This window comes from Micromonospora globosa (genome assembly GCF_000717585.1).
Lineage (GTDB): Bacteria > Actinomycetota > Actinomycetes > Mycobacteriales > Micromonosporaceae > Micromonospora > Micromonospora aurantiaca.
In genome coordinates this window covers 18429-40174 of record NZ_JNZR01000035.1, presented here as the reverse complement: position 1 = coordinate 40174, position 21746 = coordinate 18429, and the positions used below count along the sequence as shown (strand labels likewise).

The 21746-nt window shown below is 73.9% G+C and carries 24 protein-coding genes and 1 pseudogene; 17 read left to right on the top strand and 8 right to left on the bottom strand.

Features of this window, described 5'->3' with window-relative positions; all coding sequences use genetic code 11:
• Positions 1 to 124: 124 nt before the first annotated feature.
• Positions 125 to 1258, top strand: coding sequence for a SigB/SigF/SigG family RNA polymerase sigma factor (locus tag IF06_RS0126780; RefSeq protein WP_013286029.1), 1134 nt, complete (start codon positions 125 to 127; stop codon positions 1256 to 1258).
• Positions 1259 to 1358: 100 nt separating this feature from the next.
• Here the strand turns inward: IF06_RS0126780 and ctaD are convergent, their stop codons facing one another.
• From ctaD to IF06_RS0126755, 5 genes are all read right to left on the bottom strand, one after another.
• Entirely contained in the window at positions 1359 to 3362 is a 2004-nt protein-coding gene (ctaD, locus tag IF06_RS0126775; RefSeq protein ID WP_013286030.1) for a cytochrome c oxidase subunit I, read from the bottom strand.
• Between the two features lie 87 nt (positions 3363 to 3449).
• Entirely contained in the window at positions 3450 to 4181 is a 732-nt protein-coding gene (locus IF06_RS0126770) for an ATP-binding protein (RefSeq protein WP_013286031.1), read from the bottom strand.
• Between the two features lie 133 nt (positions 4182 to 4314).
• Entirely contained in the window at positions 4315 to 4767 is a 453-nt protein-coding gene (locus IF06_RS0126765) for a DUF4383 domain-containing protein (protein ID WP_030274282.1), read from the bottom strand.
• Between the two features lie 107 nt (positions 4768 to 4874).
• Positions 4875 to 6029 carry a glycosyltransferase gene (locus IF06_RS0126760; RefSeq protein WP_030274281.1) on the bottom strand — a complete coding sequence of 385 codons (1155 nt, stop codon included), beginning with the start codon at positions 6027 to 6029 and terminating at the stop codon, positions 4875 to 4877.
• Positions 6030 to 6057: 28 nt separating this feature from the next.
• Positions 6058 to 7041 (bottom strand): glucosyl-3-phosphoglycerate synthase, encoded by a 984-nt coding sequence (locus IF06_RS0126755; protein ID WP_225319619.1) that lies wholly within the window; start codon positions 7039 to 7041, stop codon positions 6058 to 6060.
• Positions 7042 to 7289: 248 nt separating this feature from the next.
• Here IF06_RS0126755 and IF06_RS0126750 point away from each other — a divergent pair, with 248 nt between their 5' ends.
• The 6 genes from IF06_RS0126750 (at position 7290) to IF06_RS0126725 (ending at position 14164) form a co-directional block, all read left to right on the top strand.
• Entirely contained in the window at positions 7290 to 8312 is a 1023-nt protein-coding gene (locus IF06_RS0126750; protein WP_030274278.1) for a Gfo/Idh/MocA family protein, read from the top strand.
• On the top strand, positions 8305 to 9393 hold the full coding sequence (locus IF06_RS0126745) for a zinc-dependent alcohol dehydrogenase (protein WP_030274276.1): 1089 nt from the start codon (positions 8305 to 8307) through the stop codon (positions 9391 to 9393). The genes IF06_RS0126750 and IF06_RS0126745 overlap by 8 nt, the downstream gene beginning before the upstream one ends.
• A gap of 172 nt (positions 9394 to 9565) precedes the next feature.
• Positions 9566 to 11860: an accessory Sec system translocase SecA2 gene (gene secA2 / locus IF06_RS0126740; RefSeq protein ID WP_030274274.1), complete on the top strand. Its 2295-nt coding sequence runs from the start codon at positions 9566 to 9568 to the stop codon at positions 11858 to 11860.
• Positions 11861 to 12063: 203 nt separating this feature from the next.
• On the top strand, positions 12064 to 12780 hold the full coding sequence (locus tag IF06_RS0126735; protein ID WP_221488905.1) for a GAF and ANTAR domain-containing protein: 717 nt from the start codon (positions 12064 to 12066) through the stop codon (positions 12778 to 12780).
• A 76-nt stretch (positions 12781 to 12856) separates the two neighbouring features.
• Complete coding sequence (locus IF06_RS0126730; RefSeq protein ID WP_013286039.1) at positions 12857 to 13360, top strand: DUF2231 domain-containing protein; 504 nt, start codon at positions 12857 to 12859, stop codon at positions 13358 to 13360.
• A gap of 51 nt (positions 13361 to 13411) precedes the next feature.
• Positions 13412 to 14164 (top strand): class I SAM-dependent methyltransferase, encoded by a 753-nt coding sequence (locus IF06_RS0126725; RefSeq protein WP_030274272.1) that lies wholly within the window; start codon positions 13412 to 13414, stop codon positions 14162 to 14164.
• On the opposite strand, the pseudogene IF06_RS32335 reads toward IF06_RS0126725, so the two are convergent.
• Together IF06_RS32335 and IF06_RS0126715 are read right to left on the bottom strand one after the other, a co-directional pair.
• A pseudogene (locus IF06_RS32335) lies at positions 14142 to 15121 on the bottom strand (DUF3500 domain-containing protein). The gene IF06_RS0126725 and the pseudogene IF06_RS32335 sit on opposite strands and share 23 nt — an antisense overlap.
• Positions 15122 to 15144: 23 nt before the next feature.
• On the bottom strand, positions 15145 to 15537 hold the full coding sequence (locus IF06_RS0126715) for an ankyrin repeat domain-containing protein (RefSeq protein WP_030274270.1): 393 nt from the start codon (positions 15535 to 15537) through the stop codon (positions 15145 to 15147).
• Between the two features lie 70 nt (positions 15538 to 15607).
• Here IF06_RS0126715 and IF06_RS0126710 point away from each other — a divergent pair, with 70 nt between their 5' ends.
• The 10 genes from IF06_RS0126710 to IF06_RS0126665 all read left to right on the top strand — a co-directional run bounded on the left by IF06_RS0126710 (position 15608) and on the right by IF06_RS0126665 (position 21562).
• Positions 15608 to 15985 carry a hypothetical protein gene (locus IF06_RS0126710; RefSeq protein ID WP_013476996.1) on the top strand — a complete coding sequence of 126 codons (378 nt, stop codon included), beginning with the start codon at positions 15608 to 15610 and terminating at the stop codon, positions 15983 to 15985.
• Positions 15986 to 16090: 105 nt separating this feature from the next.
• Positions 16091 to 16543, top strand: coding sequence for a cysteine dioxygenase (locus tag IF06_RS0126705; protein ID WP_030274268.1), 453 nt, complete (start codon positions 16091 to 16093; stop codon positions 16541 to 16543).
• A 38-nt stretch (positions 16544 to 16581) separates the two neighbouring features.
• A complete protein-coding gene (locus IF06_RS0126700; RefSeq protein ID WP_013476995.1) occupies positions 16582 to 17073 on the top strand; it encodes a rhodanese-like domain-containing protein in 492 nt (163 codons plus the stop codon).
• Between the two features lie 52 nt (positions 17074 to 17125).
• Positions 17126 to 17719 carry a winged helix-turn-helix domain-containing protein gene (locus IF06_RS0126695; RefSeq protein ID WP_030274265.1) on the top strand — a complete coding sequence of 198 codons (594 nt, stop codon included), beginning with the start codon at positions 17126 to 17128 and terminating at the stop codon, positions 17717 to 17719.
• A 291-nt stretch (positions 17720 to 18010) separates the two neighbouring features.
• Positions 18011 to 18622: a winged helix-turn-helix domain-containing protein gene (locus IF06_RS0126690; RefSeq protein WP_013286047.1), complete on the top strand. Its 612-nt coding sequence runs from the start codon at positions 18011 to 18013 to the stop codon at positions 18620 to 18622.
• Between the two features lie 99 nt (positions 18623 to 18721).
• Positions 18722 to 19351: a uridine kinase gene (locus tag IF06_RS0126685; RefSeq protein WP_013476993.1), complete on the top strand. Its 630-nt coding sequence runs from the start codon at positions 18722 to 18724 to the stop codon at positions 19349 to 19351.
• A gap of 182 nt (positions 19352 to 19533) precedes the next feature.
• Complete coding sequence (locus IF06_RS0126680; RefSeq protein ID WP_013286049.1) at positions 19534 to 19932, top strand: TraR/DksA family transcriptional regulator; 399 nt, start codon at positions 19534 to 19536, stop codon at positions 19930 to 19932.
• Positions 19933 to 19980: 48 nt separating this feature from the next.
• Positions 19981 to 20850 (top strand): DUF72 domain-containing protein, encoded by an 870-nt coding sequence (locus tag IF06_RS0126675; RefSeq protein WP_013286050.1) that lies wholly within the window; start codon positions 19981 to 19983, stop codon positions 20848 to 20850.
• Between the two features lie 95 nt (positions 20851 to 20945).
• A complete protein-coding gene (locus IF06_RS0126670; protein WP_013286051.1) occupies positions 20946 to 21128 on the top strand; it encodes a hypothetical protein in 183 nt (60 codons plus the stop codon).
• Positions 21129 to 21133: 5 nt separating this feature from the next.
• Complete coding sequence (locus tag IF06_RS0126665) at positions 21134 to 21562, top strand: DUF2267 domain-containing protein (RefSeq protein WP_013286052.1); 429 nt, start codon at positions 21134 to 21136, stop codon at positions 21560 to 21562.
• On the opposite strand, the gene IF06_RS34890 is transcribed toward IF06_RS0126665, so the two are convergent.
• The gene (locus IF06_RS34890) at positions 21547 to 21735 is read right to left on the bottom strand and encodes a DUF72 domain-containing protein (RefSeq protein WP_332259024.1); all 189 of its coding nucleotides are present in this window, start codon (positions 21733 to 21735) and stop codon (positions 21547 to 21549) included. The two genes, IF06_RS0126665 and IF06_RS34890, sit on opposite strands and share 16 nt — an antisense overlap.
• Positions 21736 to 21746 lie beyond the last annotated feature (11 nt).

Here is a 21746-nt window from a genome sequence, read left to right as displayed (position 1 = left end):
GCGGCGGGCAGCCACCGCTTTCGACGTATCCGTCACGTAACCCAACTTCCTCACCCGGTGCGTGGTCCGACCACGCGCACGACCGGTTCCGACCGGGCGGGGGCTCTTCGGCGAGGGGGCGCGGATGTTCGGACAGACCACCACACCCACACCACCGACCACCGACCGGGGTCTGGAGGACCTGGACGCGGCGGCGCTCGCGTACGCGGCCCGGATCGAGGGCCTGCCACCGGAGCGGCGGCAGGAGGCGCGGGACGACCTGGTCCGGTTCGCGCTGCCGTTCGCCGGCCGGCTCGCCCGCCGCTACCGCGGGCGCGGTGAGCCGCTGGAGGACCTGGAGCAGGTGGCCCGTCTCGGCCTGGTCAACGCCGTCGACAGGTACGACCCGGAACGCGGTTCGTTCACCGCGTACGCGGCGATCACCATCGTCGGCGAGATCAAACGGCACTTCCGCGACCGCACCTGGGGCGTGCACGTGCCGCGCCGGCTGCGGGACCTGATCCTCGAGGTGGGACAGGCGACGGCGACGCTGACCAGCGAGCTGTCCCGCGCGCCCACAGTGGCCGAGTTGTCCGCCCGGCTGGAGACGCCGGAGGAGGAGATCCTCGCCGCGCTGGAGTCGGCTGCCGGCTACAGCCCGGCCTCGCTCAACGCGCCGGTGGGCGGCGAGAGCTCGGCCGAGTTCGGCGACCTGGTCGGCGAGTCCGACCACGCGCTGGAGTCGGTGGACGACCGGGTCACTGTCAGCGGCCTGCTGCACCGGCTGCCCTGGCGGGAGCGCCGCATCCTGGCGATGCGCTTCTACGGCAACCAGACCCAGGCGGAGATCGCCGCCCGGTTCGGCATCTCCCAGATGCACGTGTCCCGGCTGCTGTCGCGGGCGCTGACCTGGCTGCGTCAGGCGATGCTCGCCGACGCCCCGCCGCCCTGGCAGAACGGCGCGGCCGAGGCCGAGCCGGCGAAGGCGCGGATCTCGGTGCGGCAGAACGGCGACCGGGTCGTCGTCGAGGTCGGCGGCGAGGTGGACCGGGCCGGCGCGGACCAGTTGCGCCGGGCGGTGCTCCAGGCGGTCACCGGCCAGCCCCGCGAGGTGGTGGTCGACCTGGTCGGCGCCGGTGGTTTCGACGCCGGCGGGATCGCCGCGCTGATGGCCGGCCGGGAGGCCGCCGCGCGTACCGGGGTGCCGCTGCGGCTGACCCGGGTGCAGCCGGCGGTGCGCCGCTCGCTGACCGCGGCCGGACTGCCGGCCGCCGACTGACCGACCAGCACGTGCCGCGCCGGCTTCCCACCACGGGAGCCGGCGCGAGGCGTACGACGAGAGGGCCGGCGCCCGACGGCGCCGGCCCTCGTCCGGTGTCTCAGTTCTCCGGGGTGTCCCCGTGCCCGCGCGGGTGCCGCCACCTGTCGTTGCGCTGGTCGTCGCGCTCGGCGTTGAGCGCGCTGCCCTCCGGCTCGTCGGTCTCCTCGAAGCTGGGCCGGCGCACCTCCTCCGGCTCCGGCACCTCCACCGGGCGCGCCCCGGACTGCGGAGCGGGCTGGTAGTCCACCGCCTCGGGCGCGCCGTACGCGCCGCCGGCCGACGGCGACTCCGGCACGTGCCGCTCGTGGTGCATCTCCTCGCGGAACGACTGCGGTGGCTTGGTGGTGCGCTGCGGCAGATCGCGGCCCAGGTCGGAGACGAGCGGGCCGTACTTGAGGTCGAACGCCGGCCGCTCGGAGCGGATGCGCGGCATCCGGTCGAAGTTGCGCAGCGGCGGCGGGCAGGTGGTGGCCCACTCCAGCGAGTTGCCGAAACCCCACGGGTCGTCCACTGTGACCATCGCGCCGTACCGCCACGACTTCCAGATGTTCCAGATCACAAACAGGGTGGACGCGCCGAGGATGAACGAGCCGATGCTGGAGATCGTGTTCAGCGTGGTGAAGCCGTCGCCGGGCAGGTAGTCGGCGTACCGGCGGGGCATGCCCTCGTTGCCGAGCCAGTGCTGCACCAGGAACGTGGCGTGGAAGCCGATGAACATGGTCCAGAAGTGCATCTTGCCCAGCCGTTCGTCGAGCAGCCGCCCGGTCATCTTCGGGAACCAGAAGTAGAGCCCGCCGAACGCGGCGAACACGATGGTCCCGAACATCACGTAGTGGAAGTGCGCCACCACGAAGTAGCTGTCGGTGACGTGCCAGTCCACCGGCGGGCTGGCCAGCAGCACCCCGGTCAGGCCGCCCAGCAGGAACGTCACCAGGAAGCCGACGGCGAACAGCATCGGCGTCTCGAACGTGATCTGTCCCTTCCACATGGTGCCGATCCAGTTGAAGAACTTCACTCCGGTCGGCACCGCGATCAGGAAGCTCAGGATGCTGAAGAACGGCAGCAGCACCTGCCCGGTGGCGAACATGTGGTGCGCCCAGACGGTCATCGACAGCACCGTGATGGCGATGGTGGCCAGCACCAGGCCGGTGTAGCCGAAGATCGGCTTGCGGGAGAACACCGGGATGATCTCGGTGATGATGCCGAAGAACGGCAGCGCGATGATGTAGACCTCGGGATGGCCGAAGAACCAGAACAGGTGCTGCCAGAGCATCGGCCCGCCGGTCGTCGAGTCGTACACGTGCGAGTGCAGCAGCCGGTCCGAGGCCAGCGCCAGCAGCGCGGCGGCCAGCAGCGGGAACACGAAGATCACCAGGACGCTGGTGAGCAGCGCGTTCCAGGTGAAGATCGGCATCCGGAACATGGTCATGCCCGGCGCGCGCAGCGTCACGATCGTGGTGATCAGGTTGACCGCGCCGAGGATCGTGCCCAGACCGGACACGGCCAGGCCGACCACCCACATGTTCGCCCCGACGCCGGGGGAGTGCTGCGCGGTGCTCAGCGGTGTGTACGCGGTCCAGCCGAAGTCCGCCGCGCCGGCCGGGGTGGCGAACCCGCCCACGACCATGAGCGCGCCCAGGAAGTAGAGCCAGTACGCGAACGCGTTCAGCCGGGGGAACGCCACGTCGGCGGCGCCGATCTGCAGCGGCACCAGGTAGTTGGCGAACCCGAAGAACAGCGGGGTGGCGAACAGCAGCAGCATCACCGTGCCGTGCATGGTGAACATCTGGTTGTACTGCTCGGGGGAGACGACCTGCATCCCCGGCCGGGCCAGCTCCACCCGGATGATCAACGCCAGGATCCCGCCGACGATGAAGTACCCGAACGACGTGATCAGGTAGAGCAGGCCGATCTGCTTGGCGTCGGTGGTCCGCAGCAACCGCCACAGCGCGTTGCCCTTCACCGCCTCCCGTACGGGCCCGGGGTAGCCCCCGAACCGGGCCGGCGCGAGGATCGCGGGCCCTCGGTCTCGTGCCGGTTCCGTGACTACCCGCTTGGGCATGGCATCTCACCCCGTGTGACGACAGACAGGACGGGCGGGCGTACCCGGCCCTCTGCCCATGTAACCAGGCGAGAGCGGAGAATTCGGTCAATTAGCCGGGAGCATGGCCCAGACGACCTTGCCGGCGCCGACCGGAGTGCTGCCCCAGCGCTGGGTCAGCTCGCGGACCAGCATCAGCCCGCGGCCGCCCTCGGCACGCGGATCGCGGCTGCTCGCGGCGCGGGCGTCGGCCGGGCTGCCGTCCATCACCGCGACCCGCAGGTACGGCCGGCGCAGCGTCAGCGTCACGTGCATCGGGGTGCCGGCGTGCCGCACCACGTTGCCGACCAGCTCGGTGAGCACCAGCGACGCCGGGCCGGCCAGCTCCGGCACGTTCCACCTGCCGCACGCCTCCGTGACCAGCTCCCGGGCCCGCCGGCAGGCGCCGGCGACCGGCTCCAGCCGGGCCCGCAGCCGGGGCGCCGCCTCCGCTCCGGCCAGCGCGGTCGCCTCGGCGCAGTCCCGGCGCACCGGCACCACCCGGCAGGCGGTGGTCTCGTTCAGCCAGGCCGCCGTCTCGGCGCAGGGAGCGGCGAGCACCATCGGCACCGCCGGCCAGTCGGCGGCGCGCCGCGCGGCGGCGGCGAAGACGGACAGGGCCAGCGGCTCGCCGACCTCGATCTCCTCCAGGTCGACCACCAGGGCGTCCGGCTGCGCGGCGAGGCAGTTGTCGAGCACCTCGTGCACCGCGCGCATCGTGCCCAGGTCGAGCGCTCCGGCCAGCCGTACGACAGTGACCGGCGACTCGTCGCGGACCTCGCACCTGATCCGGGTCACCATCGCCGCCTCGTTTCCTTCTCGTCGGGGAGGGCCGCCCGGCCGGGGCGATCGCCGCCTCCCGCAGCCGGAGGACTACGGACGTACCCGGGCCCCGGACCGGTGAAACCGGGCATCGGGGCCGCCGGGGCGCAGGTCAGCGGCGGTCCCCGCGCCGCGCCGCGACCAGCCCCAGCGCCAGCATGGCGGCGCCCAGCAGCAGGTGCAGCCACGAGTCGGCGCGGTTGACCGCGAGCGCGTTCGCCGCGTCGCGTCTGTCGACCGCCAGACCGAAGAGCCACAACGCCAGGTAGACCGCACCGGCGCCGACGAGGAACGCGCGGGCGCCGGCGACGGTACGGGCCAGCGCCAGCCCGGCCAGGCCGAGTACCAGGTGCACCAGGTTGTGCACAGCCGAGACCTGGAACACACCGAACAGCCGGGCGCCGGAGCCCGGCCCGGCGAAGCGCAGATCCGCGTAGTCGCTGGTGATGCCCGGCACGAAGCCCAGCGCGCCGAGCAGCAGCAGGAGCACGGCGAACCCCGAGGCGATCCGGCGTACCGGCGCCCGCCCGTCGGCCGGGTTGCGCCGTGCCCGGGAGTGCGCCATCGAGTTCGTCACGCCGGCCTCCTCGCCACCGCGGGAAGCGCCGGTTTCCCGCGCCCGGCGGGGGCAAACGCCGGCCCGGCCGCGCGGGGCAGCCGGGCCGGTGCGGCTCAGGCCGGCTGCAGCGGCTTCGTCACGCCCGCCCGGACCCGGTCGTACAGCTCGACGTACTGCTGTGCCATCCGGGCCGGGGTGAACCGCCGGGCCGCCTCCCGCCGGCACTCGGCCGGCTCCAGCCCGGCGGCGGCGAGCACCAGGTCACCCAGCTCACGCTCGTCGTCGGTGAGCAGGCCGGTGCGGCCGTGCTCGATCAGCTCCGGCAGGCAGCCCCGGGCGGTGGCCACCACCGGCGTGCCGAGCGACAGCGACTCGACCACAGCCGTACCGCCCGGCTCCTCCCAGCGCAGCGGGAACAGCGACGCCCGCGCCGAGGCGACCAGGTCGTCGCGCTCCCGCCCGGCGACAGTGCCGACCCAGCGCACCCGGTCGTCGTCGACGTACGGCGCCACCTGGTCGTAGAAGAAACGCACGTCCGGGTTCTGCCGGGCCTCGTCGCCGGCCGCGGCCAGATCCTCCGGCCGGTGGTACGGGCCGACCGGCCCGGCCAGAACCAGCCGGAAGCCGGTCTCCTGCGCCAGCCGGGCGCCCAGGTCCTGCCCCTTGCCCGGGTTGATCCGGCCGAGGATCACCACGTGGTCGCCCTTGGCCACCGGCGCGTGCCGGTCCGCGTCGACCGCGAGCGGGGTGGACAGGTGCACGTGCCCCACCGAGTGCGCGCGCAGCGCCTCCGGAGCGCGCGCCAGCTGCGACGCGGACACGCCGTTGACCCGTACCCGGTCGCCGCCGTCGAGGTTGCCGTACAGCTCCGGGTGCTTGGCCAGGTCCCAGTGCAGCGTGTGCAGCACCGGCGGGGCGTCCGGGCCCATCGCGGCGAGCGTGGCCAGCCCGACCGCCTCCACGTGGTCGTGCACCAGGTCGATGTCGTCGCGGGCGTGCAGCGCCCGCACCACCTCGGACAGGTGCGCCTGGGAGACGCCGCAGACCTGGTTGTACGGCCGCTGCAACGCGTGGAACTGGCCGTCCGGGAAGACCGCGATCCGCTCGTCGACCGGCAGCGTGCTGCTCTCCACCGAGGCGAGCACCACCCGTACGCCCAGGCGGCGCAGCTCCGGCACCAGCGTGGCGATCACGTTCTCGATGCCGCCGTAGCCCGGCGGAGGCACGGACAGCCACGGCCCGGCGTTCATCAGCACGGTGAGCGTCATGCGCTGTCCTCTCTCAGGGTTTCCCCGCTCACGCGGCCGCCACCCGGCGGCGGGGAAGGCGGTGCCGCATCTGCGCCAGCGGCGGGCGTTCCTGCACCGACACGTCGTTGACCACGATCTCGCGGTCCAGGTTGGGCAGCGTCTCCGAGCCGCCCCGGCGGAACTGGGTCAGCAGCGCGGTCGGCGCCACCCCCGGCGCCGCCCACCCGCGTCGTTGCAGCCGCGACCAGGCGGTCAGCATGATCTGCGCGGACATCCGGCCCAGCGCGGCGGTGTCCTGGTGCCGGTGCTTGCGCTCACCCAGGTCGACCTGGGCCAGCGCGTCCAGCCCGACCATCTCCAGCAGGTCGATCAGCATGGCCGTCTCGACGCCGTACCCGGTGACGAACGGCACCCGCTCCAGCACCTCGCGGCGGCCGGCGTACTCGCCCGCGAGCGGTTGCACGAAACCGGCCAGCTCCGGCCAGAACAGGTTCAGCAGCGGCCGGGCCATCAGCTCCGTCACCCGCCCGCCGCCGTCGGGCTCCACACTCGTCGCACCGACCAGCGGCCGGTGGTAGAAGCCCTTCACGAACTCCACGCCCGGATCCGTCAGCAGCGGCCCGAGCAGCCCGGTCACGAAATGCGGCCGGAACTCGCGCAGGTCGGCGTCGACGAACGCGACCACGTCCCCCTCGGCCGCGGCCAGCCCGGCCCAGAGCGCGTCGCCCTTGCCGGTCAGGCGGGGCAGCCCACGCGTCATCGCGTCCTGGCTGACCACCTCGGCGCCGGCGGCGCGCGCCACCTGCGCGGTCCGGTCGGTGGACCGGGAGTCCACCACGATCAGCTCGTCGACGAGCGGCACACGGTCCATCAGGTGTTCCCGGACGGTCGACACGATCGCGCCGACCGTCGCCTCCTCGTTGCGGGCCGGCAGCACCACGCTGACCCGGCTCGCGCCCTTGGCGCGTACCAGTCGCCGCGCCGGCCAGTCGTCGGCGGTGCTGGTGCGGTACGTGGCCCACGCCTCCACCACAGGTGAGACGGTCGAATCTGATTCCCGCACGGGCACCCCCCATTAGTGGTGGAATCGCGAATCATGGTTTTCCCAATCCCGCATCCGCGCTAACCGGATCTTGCCTAACAACCTGATCACCAGGTGCGTACCGGGCGGTTCCGGGCGGATGAACGTTGCGTTGCGCCCCCCGGCGGCGTTTCGCGCGCGGCCGCCGGGGGGAGTGGTGACCGCAGTCTTCCAGTCGTGGCGAGAGGGTTGGTCGGATGCGTACCTGCCGGGTGGGACTAGTCGGAGCCGGTGGGGTGGCACAACGCCACGCCCGGGTGCTCACGGGCTTCGAGGACGTGGAGCTGCTCGGTGTGACGGACGTCGCGCCGGACGCGGCGGGGGCGCTCGCCGGCACGTACGGCGGCCGGGTGTTCCGCGACGTGGACGAGCTGCTCGCGGCCGGGCCGGACGCGGTGTACGTCTGCGTGCCGCCGTTCGCGCACGGCCCGGTCGAGGAGGCGGTGGTCGCAGCTGGGGTACCGATGTTCGTGGAGAAGCCGGTGGCGCTGGACCTGGAGACCGCCGAGCGGGTCGCCGCGCTGGTGCAGCAGCAGGGGCTGCTCACCGGCGTCGGGCACCACTGGCGTTACCTGCACGTCGTGGAGGAGGCGCGGCGGCTGCTCGCCGGCCGTCCGGTGCGGATGGTCAACGGTGCCTGGCTGGACAAGGTGCCGCCGGTGGCGTGGTGGGCGCGGCGGGACCGCTCCGGCGGCCCGGTGGTCGAGCAGGCCGCGCACGTGCTGGACCTGGTCCGGCTGCTGGCCGGTGAGGCGGTCGAGGTGACCGCGTACGGCGACGGCGCCCCGCCGCCGGTCGACGGCGCCGACATCGACTCGGTGACCGCCGCCACGCTGCGGTTCGGCTCCGGTGCGGTCGGCACGCTCGCCGCGTCCTGCGTGCTCGGCTGGAAGCACCGGGCCGGTCTGGAGATCCTCGCCGACGGGCTGGCGCTGTGGCTGGCCGAGGACGGCCTGACCGTGCGTGACGCCGACGGCGAGCGGCACGTTCCCGCCGATCCGGACGGCGCGCGGGTAGCAGTCGACCGGGCGTTCGTCGACGCCGTCTGCGGCCTCGGCGACGACGTCCGGGTGCCGTACGCGGAGGCGCTGCGCACCCACCGGCTCGCGCTGGCGGTGGCCGAGTCGGCGCGTACCGGACGGCCGGTGGCGTTGCCGACCGGGCCGGCGTCCCGACTGTCCGCGCCGGTCGCGGACGCGGGGGTGAGCGTCGATGCGTGACCGGGTGGTGGTGGTCGGCGGTCCCGGCCGGGTCGAGCTGGCCGAACTGGACGCGCCGGAGCTGCGCGAGGGCACGTTCCGGGTGGAGACGCTCTACAGCGGCGTGTCCGCCGGCACCGAACTGAGCTTCGTCAAGGGCACCAACCCCTACCTGCACGTCACCTGGGACGCCGCGCTCGGGCTGTTCCGGCCCGGCGGGGCGAGCACGCCGTACCCGGTCACCCGGCTCGGCTACATGCAGGTCGGGCGCGTGGTGGAGAGCCGGACCCCGGCCGTCGCGGTGGGCGAGGTCGGCGCCATGACGTACGGCCACCGCAGCGGCTGGGTCGCCGACCCGCTCACCGAGCGGTTCGTGCCGCTGCCCGACGACCTTGATCCGCTGCTCGGCGTGTACGTCGCGCACATGGGCCCGATCTGCGCCAACGGGCTGCTGCACGCCGCGGCCGACCTGTGCGGCGCCGACGTGCGCACGCTGGGCGACGGCGTACGCGGCCGCCGGGTGGCCGTGGTGGGTGGCGGCGTGGTGGCGCTGCTGACCGCCCTGTTCGCCCGCAGGCACGGCGCCGCCTCGGTGGTCGTGGTCGACCCGACGCCGGCCCGGCGGCAGGTCGCCGAGGCGCTCGGCCTGGACACGCTCGACCCGGACGCGGACGACCCGGCGGTGGTGCTCAAGACGCGGTGGAACCACGCCGCCGGGGACCGGGGCGCCGACGTGGTCTTCCAGTGCCGGGGCCAGGACTGGGCGTTGCAGCTCGCGCTGCGCCTGCTGCGCCCGCAGGGCACCGTGGTCGACCTGGCGTTCTACCAGGGCGGCGCGGACGCGGTCCGGCTCGGTGAGGAGTTCCACCACAACGGGCTGTCGCTGCGCTGCGCGCAGATCGGCCGGGTGCCGCGCGGGCTGGCCCCGACCTGGGACCGGGAGCGGCTGTCGGCGGAGACGGTGGAGCTGCTGCGCCAGTACGGGGACGTGATCCGTAAGCACCTGATCTCCGCAGTGGTCCCCCTGGACGAGGCCCCGGCCCTGCTGACCGACCTGGCCGAGCGCCGCCGCACAGAACTCCAGGTGGTCCTCACCCCCTGACCCCACCCCCACCCGCCCCCTTTCCAGGGCGTCGATCATGAGGTTGGCGGCGACAAAACGGGCGCCGGACGCCGCCAACCTCATGATCGACCGAAGCGGACGCGAAGGGCGGAACCCGGCGCGCGGCGGGCGGGGGTCACAATCGGCTCCGGTTCGCGTACCGTTGCCGCTCATGGGTGTGTCGCAACGGTTGAAGACCAGGTTCCGCCGGTTCCTCCAGCGCCCGGGGACGACTGTCGACCTGGCGCCGCTGGAGAAGCTGCTGCCGGCGATCGAGGCGCGCGAGGCGGACCTGGAGCAGCTCTCCGACGCCGAGCTGACCGAGGCCGCCGGCCGGGCCACAGGGTACGAGGAGATCTGCGCGATCGGCCGCGAGGCGGCCCGGCGCGGGCTCGACCAGCGCCCCTACGACGTGCAGCTGCTCGGCGCGATGGCGCTGCTGTCCGGCAAGGTCGCCGAGATGGCCACCGGTGAGGGCAAGACGCTCACCGCGACTGTCGCCGCGTACGGGCACGTGCGGCTGGGCAACGGCCCGGTGCACGTGCTCACCGTCAACGACTACCTGGCCCGCCGCGACGCCGAGTGGATGACGCCCGTCTACGACCTGCTCGGGCTGACCGTCGGCTGGGTCAACGAGGCGTCCACGCCCGACGAGCGGCGCGCCGCGTACGGCTGCGACGTCACCTACGTGTCGGTCAGCGAGGCCGGCTTCGACTTCCTGCGCGACCAGCTCGTCACCGACCTGGCCGACCGGGTGCAGCCGCCGCTGAAGACCGCGATCGTGGACGAGGCCGACTCGATCCTGATCGACGAGGCCCGGGTGCCGATGGTGCTGGCCGGCGCGGTCGGCGGCGAGCAGGACCCGGTGCACGCCGCGGCCGCGCTCGTGCGCGGGCTGCGCAAGGGCAAGCACTACACGGTCGCCGAGGACGGCCGCAGTGTCGCCTTCACCTCGGTCGGCCTGGCCACCGTCGAGGCCAAGCTCGGCGGCATCGACCTGTACGACGAGGAGCACGTCGGGCAGCTCTCCGCGGTGAACGTGGCGCTGCACGCGCACGCCCTGCTGCACCGGGACGTGGACTACATCGTCCGGGACGACTCGGTCGAGCTGATCGACGAGATGCGCGGCCGGGTCGCCCAGCGCCGCCGCTGGCCGGACGGGCTCCAGGCCGCGGTCGAGGCGAAGGAGGGCCTGGACGCCACCGCCGAGGGCGAGGTGCTGGGCACGATCACCGTGCAGGCGTACATCGCGCTCTACCCGACTGTCTGCGGCATGACCGCGACCGCGGTGCTCGTCGGCGACCAGCTCCGCGAGTTCTTCGGCCTCGAGGTCGCGGTGATCCCGCCGAACACCCCCTGCGTCCGCGAGGACGAGCCGGACCGGATCTACGCCACCCGCGCCGAGAAGGAGGAGGCGCTGGTCGACGAGATCACGCGCTGCCACCAGGCGGGGCGGCCGGTGCTGGTCGGCACGCTCGACGTCAAGGAGTCCGAAGGGCTGGCCGCCGCGCTCAACGCCGCCGGCGTCTCCTGCGTGGTCCTCAACGCCAAGAACGACGACGAGGAGGCCGGCATCATCGCGGAGGCCGGCGCGTACGGCGCGGTGACGGTCTCCACCCAGATGGCCGGCCGGGGCGTGGACATCCGGCTGGGCGGCAGCGACCAGGCCGACCGGGACCGGGTGGCGGAACTGGGCGGCCTGTACGTGATCGGCAGCGGCCGGCACGACAGCCGCCGGGTCGACGACCAGCTCCGCGGCCGGGCCGGCCGGCAGGGCGACCCGGGCGGGTCGGTGTTCTTCGTCAGCCTGGAGGACGACCTGGTGGTCCGGCACGCCGGCGACACCGTGCCGGCCTCGCCCCGGATGAACGCCGACGGCCTGGTCACCGACCCGCAGGTCGACTACGCGGTCGAGCACGCCCAGCGCGTCGCCGAGGGCGTCAACCACGAGATCCACCGCAACACGTGGCGCTACAGCCAGGTGATCGAGCAGCAGCGCAAGGCGCTCGCCGAGCGCCGGGAGCGGCTGCTGACCAGCGACATCGCCGCGCTGATGCTGCTGGAGCGGGTGCCGGAGAAGGCCGGCGAGATGGACGAGGACCTGCTCGCCGACGTGGCCCGCAAGATCGCCCTCTATCACCTGGACCGGCTCTGGGCCGACCACCTGGCCGAGCTGTCCGAGGTACGCGAGGGCGTGCACCTGCGGGCGCTGGGCCGGCTCGACCCGCTCGACGAGTTCCACCGCAGCGCGGTGCCGGCGTTCAACGCGCTGGTGCCCGAGATCGAGACGCGGACCGTGGCCACGTTCGAGGAGACCGAGTTCGACGAGGGCTGGGAGCCGGACTCGTCGAAGCTGGTGCGCCCGAGCGCCACCTGGACGTACCTGGTGCACGACAACCCGTTCGGCTCGGAGCTGGACCGGCTGATCGCCTCGGTGGGCCGGCGGCTCATCTCCGGGTCGCGCTGACCCGCGCCGAAGGCCCCTTCCGGTGCAACCGGGAGGGGCCTTTTTGCGCGGTTTCGCCCGCGGTCTGCGAGGGTAGTAGGCCGGGGCCCGGCCACAGGAGGGACGGACATGGGACAGGCAACGGTGCCGGACGGGGAGACCGCGTGGACGTACGCGGGGACGGTGGAGGCCCCGGCCCGGTGAACCTCGACACGCGCCAACCCATGATCGACAACCTCGGTGTGCTGGAGACGGCCGCGCTGCTGCGCGAGCTGACCGCCGGTCTGATCGGCGTGGCCGGGTTCGACGAGGCGCTCGACCGCCTGGTCCGGATCGCCCGCGACGCCGTGCCGGGCGTGGACTGCTGCGGCTTCACCGCGCTGCGCGCCGGTGAGCCCGCCGGGGTGGCCGCCTCCGACCCGGACCGGGCCGAGCTGGACGACCTGCGGCACGGCCCGGACACACCGGCCCTGACGGCGATCCGCCGACGGGAGATGATCATCGCGGGCGGGCTGTCCGACGAGACGCGCTGGCCGGCCTGGAGCGAGCGGGCCCGCGTGCTCGGCGTGCACGGGGTGATCTCCGCGCCGGTCGACGTGGACGAGCAGGTCATCGGCGCGATCAACCTGTACGCCGAGTCGCCCGACGCGCTCACCCCCCGGCACCAGCTCACCGCGATGCTGCTCGCCGAGCACGCCGGGCTGCTGCTGGCCGCCGCGCGCGACCGTGAGCGGGCCGCCAGCCGGGCCGGTGAGATCGACGACTCGCTGCTGGCCGAGGGAGTGGTCGGGCAGGCCGTCGGTGTGATCATGACGCAGCGCGGCTGTCCCGCCCCGGAGGCGCTGCGGGTGCTGCGCAGCGCCGCGTCCTCGCTGGACATCCCGCTGCGCGAGGTGGCCGAGCGGCTCGTGCTGACCGTCTCCCGGCCCCGGGACAACTGAGCGACAGTCGTTTCACCCCGCGGCGCCTCGGGTAGCACTCTGGACTGGTGAGCTGCGCCGACCTGGGGAGGAAGCGATGCAGAGCCGACTGCGGGTGCAGGGGCATCCCATCCAACCGATGCTTGTCACGTTCCCGTTCGGCCTGTTCGTCTGCGCCGCGGTCTTCGACCTGGCCGACGTGGCGGGCGGTCCGGCGTTCCTCGGTGAGGTGGGCTACTGGACCGCGGTGGCTGCGCTCGTCGCCGCCGGGCTCACCACCGTCGCCGGCCTGGTCGACCTGTGGGACGTCCGCGCCGGGCGCACCAGCCGGACCGTGCTGACGTTCAATCTCGTCAACGCCGTGATGGCGGGGCTGTTCCTGCTGTCCTGCCTGATCCGGGCGAACGCCCCGCAGCGCGGCGCGAACGGCGCCCTGCTCGCCGCCGAACTCGTCGCGCTCGCCGTCGGTGCGGTCGGCGTGGCCCTGGGCGCGCGGCTGATGCAGCAGTTCGACCGGGCCACCGAGCCGACCGGCTTCGAGACGTTCGGCGACGTGCCCCCCGGGTCCACAGTCGAGATCGCCCGCCCGCGCCCGTTCTGACCCGGCCGAAATCCGTTGCCGCGGCCGTCGCCGGGCGGCAGGCTCGCGGGCATGGTCCGCACGTTCTCCGAACTCGTAGCCGAGGCCGAGGCCGCGCCGGTGGAGGGCTGGGGCTTCGACTGGCTGCGCGGCCGCGCCACCGAGGAGCGCCCGCCCTGGGGGTACGCACGCCTGGTGGGCGACCGGATGGCCGCCGTGAGGGCGGCGCTGGACGTCGACACCGGCGGGGGAGAGGTGCTGGCCGAGGCGCCCGCGCCGCCGCCGCTGCTGGTCGCCACCGAGGCGTGGCCGCCGAACGTGCCGGTGGCCCGGCGCAACCTGCGTCCGCTCGGCGCGACAGTGGTACGGGTGGCCGACCGGCCGCCGCTGCCGTTCCGGGATGCCGCCTTCGACCTGGTCGTGAGCCGTCATCCGGTGCACACCTGGTGGGGCGAGGTGGCCCGGGTGCTGCGCCCCGGCGGCACCTACCTGTCCCAGCAGATCGGCCCCGGCACGGTGCGGGAGCTGAGCGAGGCGATCCTCGGGCCGCTGCCGCCACCGGAGCACCGGCACCCGGAGGTGGCGGTCGCCGACGCGCGGGCTGCCGGGCTCACAGTCGTCGACCTGCGCGAGGCGACGCTGCGTACCGTCTTCCACGACGTCGGCGCGGTGGTCTGGTTCCTGCGCAAGGTGGTCTGGACGGTGCCCGGCTTCACAGTCGGCCGTTACACCGACGAGCTGCGCCGCCTGGACGAGCGGATCCGCGCCGAGGGACCGTTCGTCGCGTACGCCCGCCGTTTCCTCATCGAGGCGCACCGGGGCTGAGCGGACCGGGCCGGTGCGCCGCGGCGTGGTGCGCGGCCAGCACGTCGGCGCCGAAGTCACCGGCGGGGCGGCGCAGCACGGTGTGCGCGTGGTTGCCGTCGTCGGTGGTGTTGTCGTACTCGATCAGCAGGTCGTCGCCCTGCACCCGGTAGTAGTGCCGCCGGCCCGGCTCGACCGGGCCGGCCCAGGCGAAGTGCAGCTCGCCGCCGTCGAGCCGGTCGGCCTCCCGGGCCGCCAGCTCCGGCGGCAGCCGGTCCAGGTAGAGCGCGACCAGCCGGTCGAGCAGCGCCCGGCCGGTGGGCCGCAGCCGCCCTCGGGTACGCCGGGCGGGTCGAGCCGGCCCGGTGCGGTGGCGCGGGTGGCGCTGATGATGTCGGCCGGCGCCTCCTCGGCGATGATCGCGGCGGACCGGCCGGCCGGGCCGAGCACGTCGAGCAGCTCGCGGGCCAGGTCCTCCTCGGGGCCCAGGGGCCGGGAGACCGGGCGCCCGGAATGCCGGACGGTGGCCGGGTTGGCGCCGAGGAACACCGGCGCGGGGGAGACCCGGTCGTCGGCGACGGTCATGCTCACCGACAGGTGGTGTCCCTCGAACCGCCAGGCCCAGTCGTCGTCGCGGGCCGGGTCGCCGAAGACGGCCACCCAGTAGTCACCGCTGTGCCGGCCGCGCCGCCAGTCCTCGGCCCGGTCCAGCACCTCTTCCAGGGCCATCACGGCCATGGCCTGCGCGTACGCGGCCGGGCTGAGCGCGGTGGCGAGCAGCCGGTGCGCGGCCTTGCGGGCGGTGACGTCCAGGCCGGCGAGCGTGACGCCGGGCCGGGGCCGCGGCCGGTACTCCAGCCACCGGCGGGCCGGCTCGTCGTCGAAGGCGTGCCGGGCGGCGTCGCGGGCCGGCTCGTCCAGTGCCGCCAGGAACGCCGCGGCCGCCGTGCGCATCTGCTCGGGTACGGGATCCTCCACCGTCCCTGTATACCGCCCGCCGCTCACGCGCGGCCGAGCAGCGCCAGCATGTCGGGCAGCTCGAAGAACCGCGCGGTCTCGACCGCGGACGGGCCGCCGTGGTCCGGGTCGGCGCCGGCGTCGAGCAGCGCGCGGACCGCCGCCGCCTGACGCCGGAACACGGCCGCGGCGAGCGCGGTCTGCCCCCTGTCGTTGACCCGGGCCGGGTCGGCGCCCCGGGCCAGCAACGCGGCAACCGTGTCCGGGTGGGCGTGGTACGCGGCGAGGATCAGCAGCGTGTCGCCCTTGGCGTTGGTGAGGTTGACCGGCAGCCCGGCGTCCACGTTGGCCGCCAGCTCCTCGGTGGCGCCGGCCCGGGCCAGGTCGAACATCCGGTGGGCGAAGGCGATGGTCTCGTCGTCGAGTTCGTCGGGCATCCGCCCAGGCTATGGCGTCGCGGCCGGGCGCGCCTGGTAGCTTGCGCAGCCGGGCACGGGAGGCGCGCGCATGGACGATCGGGTGTACGTGGGCAACGCGGCGGTGGACGGCGCGACCGACGCGGGCTGGCTGCTGGGCCACTTCAAGCCGGCCGGGGACGTGCGGCACAGCACCGACGTGGAGGTGAAGTGGGGCGTGCACCCGGCGGGGGAGACCCGGTCCCGGTGGGCCACCGGTGAGCGGCGTACCGCCCTGCTGGTGCTGATCAGCGGCGCGTTCCGGATCGAGCTGCCGGACCGCACGGTGGTGCTGCGCGCGCCCGGTGACTACGTGGTGTGGGGCCGGGGCGTGGACCACTCCTGGTACGCCGAGCGGGAGTCCACGGTGCTCACCGTCCGCTGGCCGTCCGTGCCGGGTTACAAGGTGGATCCGCCGGTCCTCCGCTGAGCCGCGCCCGCCGTCCCAGCATTCGGTATTACCTACTAAACCGATAGGCTTTACCGTCTAAGCTGTGCGGGTACATCCGCTCCGCACCGTGAGGACGCACCGCCGATGACCAGCACCGCACCGCCCGACCTGCTCGCCGTCGCCGCCCGCTGGGCGAACCCGGACGGCTGGCCGGTGCCGTTGCGGTTCGATGCGCCGCAACGCTGGTACGCCCGGCTGGACGCCGACGACGCGCACGAGGTGTGGGTGCTGAGCTGGCTGCCCGGACAGGCCACCGACCTGCACGACCACGGCGGCTCCGCAGGCGCCTTCCTGGTCGTGGCCGGCGTGCTCACCGAGGAGACGGTGAGCGGCGGACGGCTGCGCCCGCACCGGCTCGCCGCCGGAGCCGGCCGGCGCTTCGGCGTCCGGCACGTGCACCAGGTCACCAACCGCGGCGACGAGCCCGCCGTCAGCGTGCACGTGTACCGGCCGGCGCTGACCCGGATGACCCGCTACCACCTCGTCGCCGGCCGGCTCCGGGTCGCCGAGGTGGCCCGAGCCGGCGTGGCCTGGTGAGCCGCACCCGCAACCCCGACGAACGGAAGGACGCCACGATGGCGCAGACCCCCACCCGCACCGAGCGCTGTCCGGTCCCGCCGCCCGGCTCGCGGGGCATCGACGAGATCCTCGCCGCCGCCCGGACCCGCCTTCGCCGCCTCGACCCGGAGCAGGCCCACCTGGCATGCCGGGGCGGCGCGCTGCTGGTGGACATCCGCCCGGCCGCCCAGCGCGCCGCGCAGGGCACCGTACCCGGCTCTCTCGTGGTCGAGCGCAACGTGCTGGAGTGGCGCTTCGACCCGCGCTGCGCGGCACGGCTGCCGCAGGCGTCCGGATACGACGTCCCGGTGATCGTGCTCTGCCAGGAGGGCTACACCTCGTCGCTGGCCGCCGCCGCGCTCCAGGACATCGGCCTGCACCGGGCCACCGACGTCGTCGGCGGCTTCGCCGCCTGGCAGATCGCCGGCCTGCCCACCCTCGGTCCCACCCCGCCGACCCGACCCTCGTCCGCCGCGCCCCCGGTCACCGCCGGCGGGGCGCTCCGCTGACCGTCCCGCCGCATCCGGCGGGGCGGGGCGACCGCCCGCACAGGAGGCTCCCATGTCCGTCGTCGCCCTCACCACCCGTCCGGCCCGATCGGGCCGCCCCGACCGGGCCGTGCCGCCCCGGCCGCGTACCGCACCGACGCTCACCATCACGCTCGACCTGGGTACCGGGCCGCTGACGCCGGGCCTCGCGCGCCTGGTCGACCTGCTCGACGAACTCGCCGCCACCGGCGAAGGGCATGCCGCCTTCGGCGAAGGACCGGCCGGACCGGACGGCCGCCCGGCCGCCCGTACCGTGCTCGACCTGCGCCGCGGCGACGCGCCCGCCCCCGCCTCGCCCGCCCCCGGCGGCGTGCGCATCCTCACCGGCACCCGGCGCGTCCGCCGCGGCGGCGCCGAGATCCCGCTGACCCGCATCGAGTACGACCTGCTGCTGTTCCTCGCCGAACATCCCCGCCGCGTGTTCACCCGCCTGCAACTTCTCGCGAACGTCTGGGGCTACGAGCACGCGGTGGCGCGCACCGTCGACGTGCACGTGCGCCGGCTGCGGGCCAAGTTCGGGCCGGAGACGCCGCTGGTGACCACCGTGTACGGCGTGGGCTACCGCCTCGCCGACGACGCCGCGATCGTCGTGGACCGCGACGCCTGACCGAGGCCGACCGGCACGCGGCGCACCCGGTCCCGGGGTGCGCCGCGTTCACGTCTGCGGCTGATCCGCCACTGTGAACGCCTGGGGAGACCCCCCGTACCATCTCGAATCGGTGCTCTGCTGTAATCAACGGGCCTCGCACGCAGAGCGAGCGCACGGCTGCGATGTGTTCGTCAAATGTCACATTCATGCAACGCAGCCGCCCCTTGACCCTCGCAGAGACGCCGGGAAGCATCGATGAAGCGGCGTCCCGGGCCGTGGGGAGATACCCGGACCAGCCCAAGGAGGACCATGTCGGTCAGCCCCGCCTCGTCGCGCGCCGGATGGCATACGTCCCAACCCGCGGTCCCCGGTCGTCCCCCCGGCGGCCAGCGTCGTCCCGCCAACACCGCTGCCGCGCCCATGCTCACCGTCACCCTCAACATCCCCCTGGCCTGCGAGGAGTCGCTCACCCCGGCCGCCCGTCGGCTGCTCGACGCCGCCCGCGAGATGCTCGAACGCGGCGACGCGGTGGTCAGCGCGGGCACCGTCCCGGCCGAGCGCCGTCCCGACACCGTCCCGGGCGGCCGCGCTCCGGCCCGCCCGCTCGCCCCGACCATCCCGACCCTGCACATCCTCGCGTCGTCCCGGTCCGTGCTGCGCGACGGCGAGCCCTTGCCGCTGACCCGCCTGGAGTTCGACCTGCTGCTGCACCTGGTCGCCCACCCGCGCCGGGTGTTCACCCGGCTGCAACTGCTCAACGCGGTCTGGGGGTACGAGCACGCCGGCGTCCGCACCGTCGACGTGCACGTACGCCGGCTGCGCGGCAAGGTCGGTGTGGACGTCCCGCTCGTCACCACCGTCTACGGCGTCGGCTACCGGCTCGCCGACGACGCCCGCGTCACCATCGACCGCACCGGCTGACCACCCGGGACCACCACCCGACGATCGCCGCCGGACGGAGCCCCGACCGCCCGAACCGATCATGTGGTGACCCGCCCGCCCGCGCGGCACGATGGTCCGATGCGCGTGCGCCCGATCAGCCCCGACCGGCTCGTCACCGAGCTGGCCGAGCGTCTCGCCCGCACCGGGACGCCCGGCCGGCTGCGGGTCGCCGTGGACGGCCCGCCCGCCGCCGGGCCGGACACGCTCGCCGAAGCGCTGGTCGAACCGCTGCGTGCCGCCGGCCGTCCGGTGCTGCACGTCCGCGCCGACGACTTCCTCCGGCCCGCCTCGGTGCGCCTGGAGCACGGCCGCACCAACCCCGACGCGTACTACGAGGGCTGGCTCGACGAACCGGGACTGCGCCGCGAGGTGCTCGACCCGGCCGGCCCGGACGGCTCCGGCCGGCTGCTGCCGTCGCTGTGGGACGCCGACGCCGACCGGGCCAGCCGCGCGGCGTACGTGGATCTGCCGCCCGGCGGGGTGGTTCTGGTCAGCGGCGCGCTGCTGCTCGGCGGCGCGCTGCCGTTCGACGTCACCGTCCACCTCGTGCTCTCCCCGGCGGCGCTTGCGCGGCGCACCGACCCGGCGCTGCGGTGGACCCTGCCCGCGTTCGCCCGCTACGCCGGCGAGGTCGACCCGGCGTCCTTCGCCGACGTGGTGGTCCGGGCCGACGACCCGCGCCGTCCGGCGCTCGTCGAGGCCGCCTGACCAGCGGCTGCGGACTCACCGGAAACACTCAGGAAACAGCCGGTTTGACCCGCCGAGGGCGGGGGTAATCGCCCGGCTCACAGAGCACGGGTGATCTCGTCGCCCGCGCATCCACAGTCGGACCGGATCCGGGGCGCAGGCCGCCCCGGTCCGGTATGAGGGCGCAGGAAAGGCAGGCAGCGATGCTCGTCCACGACACGACAGCCACGGGCCGCTCCCAGGCGGAGGTCGACCAGATCCGGCAGTCCCTGCGGTCGCGGTACGACGAGCTGACCGCCGAGTACGAGCAGACCGTGGCGCAGAGCCAGGTGCTCCGGCTGGTGGAGGTCGGCGACACCGCCGGCGACGACCAGGCCGACAGCGGCACCAAGACCGCCGAGCGGGACACCGCGCAGTCGCTGCTGCGCACCATCCTGGACCGGCGGGCCCAGTTCGAGCACGCGCTGACCCGCCTGGACGAGGGCACCTACGGCTTCTGCGAGGGCTGCACCGCGCCCATCCCGGTGGAGCGGCTGGAGATCTTCCCGTCCGCCACCTCCTGCGTGGCCTGCAAGCAGACCCGGGAGCGGCGGGCGGCCTGAACGCCGTTCCGGTTGCCGGTCGGTCCTCCGACGCGGTGGACTGTCCCCATGGGTGAGATCAAGGTGGGCACCGCCTCGTGGACCGACCGGACCCTGCTCGACTCCGGCTGGTACCCGGCGAGCGCCGACACACCGGAGAAGCGGCTGTCCTACTACGCCCGGCAGTTCCCGCTGGTCGAGGTGGACGCCACCTACTACTCGCCACCGGCCGAGCGCACCGCCCGGTTGTGGGCCGAACGCACCCCGGCCGGGTTCACGTTCAACGTCAAGGCGTTCAGCCTGCTGACCGGCCACCCCACCCGCGTCTCCGCGCTCTACAAGGACCTGCGCCCGGAGACGGACAAGCGCAACGTCTACCCGGACGACCTGCCCGCGCAGGCGTACGAGGAGGTCTGGACCCGGTTCCTGTCCGCCCTCGACCCGCTCGTCGAGGCCGGCAAGCTGGGCGCGCTGCTGTTCCAGTTCCCGCCCTGGTTCACCATCAAGCGGGCCAACAAGGAATACCTGCTGGAGGTGGAGCGGCGGTGCGCGCCGCTGCGCCCGGTCTTCGAGTTCCGGCACGCCTCCTGGTTCGACGGCGACAACGCCGAGGAGACGCTCGGTTTCCTGCGCGAGCACGAGCTGCCGTTCGTCTGCGTGGACATGCCGCAGGGACACAAGTCGTCCATTCCCCCGGTGCTGGCCGCCACCGCGGACCTCGCTGTGGTCCGGTTCCACGGGCACAGCGACAAGTGGACGAGCAAGGACATCCACGAGAAGTTCGGCTACGACTACTCCAAGCGGGAACTGCGCGACTGGGCGCCGAAGCTGCGCGAGCTGGCCGGCCAGGCCGAGCAGACGCACGTGCTGATGAACAACTGCTACCAGGACTACGCGCAGCGCAACGCCACCACGCTCGCCGGCCTCCTGGACGCCTGAGCGTCTCACCCGGTACGGGTGAGGCCGGCTCACCCGCCCCCGCCGCAGCATGGACCGTGGGCGCCGGCTCGGGCGCCGCGACGAGGAGGTGGGTCATGACGGTACGGGTGGTGGCGGACCGACGCCGCGGTGGCGTACTGCACGTGGTCGGCAGCTCCGAGGCGCCACGGCGGGGCGAACGGCCCGGCCGGTTCAGCCCGACCCGGCTGTGGCGGGGCCCCAGCGGCCCGCCGCGCCGCGCCGACGACCGACGCTGGGAGACCGAAGCACGGGGGTGAGCCCGATGGCCGAACAGCTGTTGTCCGCGTTCGAGTCCTCGCTGGACAAGACGAACGTGATCCTCAAGGAGATCGAGTCCGCGTACGGCTGGCCGAAGGAACAGCGCAACCAGTCCTATGCCGCGCTGCGTACCGTCCTGCACCTGCTGCGGGACCGGCTGCCGGTGCAGGAGAGCACCGAGTTCGCCCAGCAGTTGCCGGTGCTGGTGCGCGGGATCTACTTCGACGGCTGGCAGCCGGAGAACGTGCCGATCAAGCTGAACCGCGACGACTTCCTGTACGAGGTGCGCCAGGGCTTCCCGTACGACGCCGAGGGCGGCGCGCAGCGGGTGGTGCAGGTCGTGCTGGACACGCTGCGGCGGCACGTCACCCAGGGCGAGTGGGAGGACGTGAAGGCCACCATGCCGGGTGACCTGCGTCAGATGATTCCCTGATCCGGCACCGGACCGGCCCGTCCCGCCCCCTCGGCGGGGCGGGCCGCCGGCTCGGCCGGGTCTCGCAGCCGCTTGACGTGCGTGAGGTGGCGGCTCATCTTCACCGCCACGCAGAAGTCGCCGGGCGTACGCTCCCGCCAGTCCCGGTAGTGCCAGCCCGACGTGCCGACCAGGAACGTCGCCG

What these genes read in the sequence shown, in the direction of transcription:
- IF06_RS0126780 (WP_013286029.1), top strand. Translation starts at nt 125, where the DNA reads ATGTTCGGACAGACCACCACACCCACACCACCGACCACCGACCGGGGT.
- ctaD (WP_013286030.1), bottom strand. Translation starts at nt 3,362, where the DNA reads ATGCCCAAGCGGGTAGTCACGGAACCGGCACGAGACCGAGGGCCCGCG.
- IF06_RS0126770 (WP_013286031.1), bottom strand. Translation starts at nt 4,181, where the DNA reads ATGGTGACCCGGATCAGGTGCGAGGTCCGCGACGAGTCGCCGGTCACT.
- IF06_RS0126765 (WP_030274282.1), bottom strand. Translation starts at nt 4,767, where the DNA reads ATGGCGCACTCCCGGGCACGGCGCAACCCGGCCGACGGGCGGGCGCCG.
- IF06_RS0126760 (WP_030274281.1), bottom strand. Translation starts at nt 6,029, where the DNA reads ATGACGCTCACCGTGCTGATGAACGCCGGGCCGTGGCTGTCCGTGCCT.
- IF06_RS0126750 (WP_030274278.1), top strand. Translation starts at nt 7,290, where the DNA reads ATGCGTACCTGCCGGGTGGGACTAGTCGGAGCCGGTGGGGTGGCACAA.
- IF06_RS0126745 (WP_030274276.1), top strand. Translation starts at nt 8,305, where the DNA reads ATGCGTGACCGGGTGGTGGTGGTCGGCGGTCCCGGCCGGGTCGAGCTG.
- secA2 (WP_030274274.1), top strand. Translation starts at nt 9,566, where the DNA reads ATGGGTGTGTCGCAACGGTTGAAGACCAGGTTCCGCCGGTTCCTCCAG.
- IF06_RS0126735 (WP_221488905.1), top strand. Translation starts at nt 12,064, where the DNA reads ATGATCGACAACCTCGGTGTGCTGGAGACGGCCGCGCTGCTGCGCGAG.
- IF06_RS0126730 (WP_013286039.1), top strand. Translation starts at nt 12,857, where the DNA reads ATGCAGAGCCGACTGCGGGTGCAGGGGCATCCCATCCAACCGATGCTT.
- IF06_RS0126725 (WP_030274272.1), top strand. Translation starts at nt 13,412, where the DNA reads ATGGTCCGCACGTTCTCCGAACTCGTAGCCGAGGCCGAGGCCGCGCCG.
- IF06_RS0126715 (WP_030274270.1), bottom strand. Translation starts at nt 15,537, where the DNA reads ATGCCCGACGAACTCGACGACGAGACCATCGCCTTCGCCCACCGGATG.
- IF06_RS0126710 (WP_013476996.1), top strand. Translation starts at nt 15,608, where the DNA reads ATGGACGATCGGGTGTACGTGGGCAACGCGGCGGTGGACGGCGCGACC.
- IF06_RS0126705 (WP_030274268.1), top strand. Translation starts at nt 16,091, where the DNA reads ATGACCAGCACCGCACCGCCCGACCTGCTCGCCGTCGCCGCCCGCTGG.
- IF06_RS0126700 (WP_013476995.1), top strand. Translation starts at nt 16,582, where the DNA reads ATGGCGCAGACCCCCACCCGCACCGAGCGCTGTCCGGTCCCGCCGCCC.
- IF06_RS0126695 (WP_030274265.1), top strand. Translation starts at nt 17,126, where the DNA reads ATGTCCGTCGTCGCCCTCACCACCCGTCCGGCCCGATCGGGCCGCCCC.
- IF06_RS0126690 (WP_013286047.1), top strand. Translation starts at nt 18,011, where the DNA reads ATGTCGGTCAGCCCCGCCTCGTCGCGCGCCGGATGGCATACGTCCCAA.
- IF06_RS0126685 (WP_013476993.1), top strand. Translation starts at nt 18,722, where the DNA reads ATGCGCGTGCGCCCGATCAGCCCCGACCGGCTCGTCACCGAGCTGGCC.
- IF06_RS0126680 (WP_013286049.1), top strand. Translation starts at nt 19,534, where the DNA reads ATGCTCGTCCACGACACGACAGCCACGGGCCGCTCCCAGGCGGAGGTC.
- IF06_RS0126675 (WP_013286050.1), top strand. Translation starts at nt 19,981, where the DNA reads ATGGGTGAGATCAAGGTGGGCACCGCCTCGTGGACCGACCGGACCCTG.
- IF06_RS0126670 (WP_013286051.1), top strand. Translation starts at nt 20,946, where the DNA reads ATGACGGTACGGGTGGTGGCGGACCGACGCCGCGGTGGCGTACTGCAC.
- IF06_RS0126665 (WP_013286052.1), top strand. Translation starts at nt 21,134, where the DNA reads ATGGCCGAACAGCTGTTGTCCGCGTTCGAGTCCTCGCTGGACAAGACG.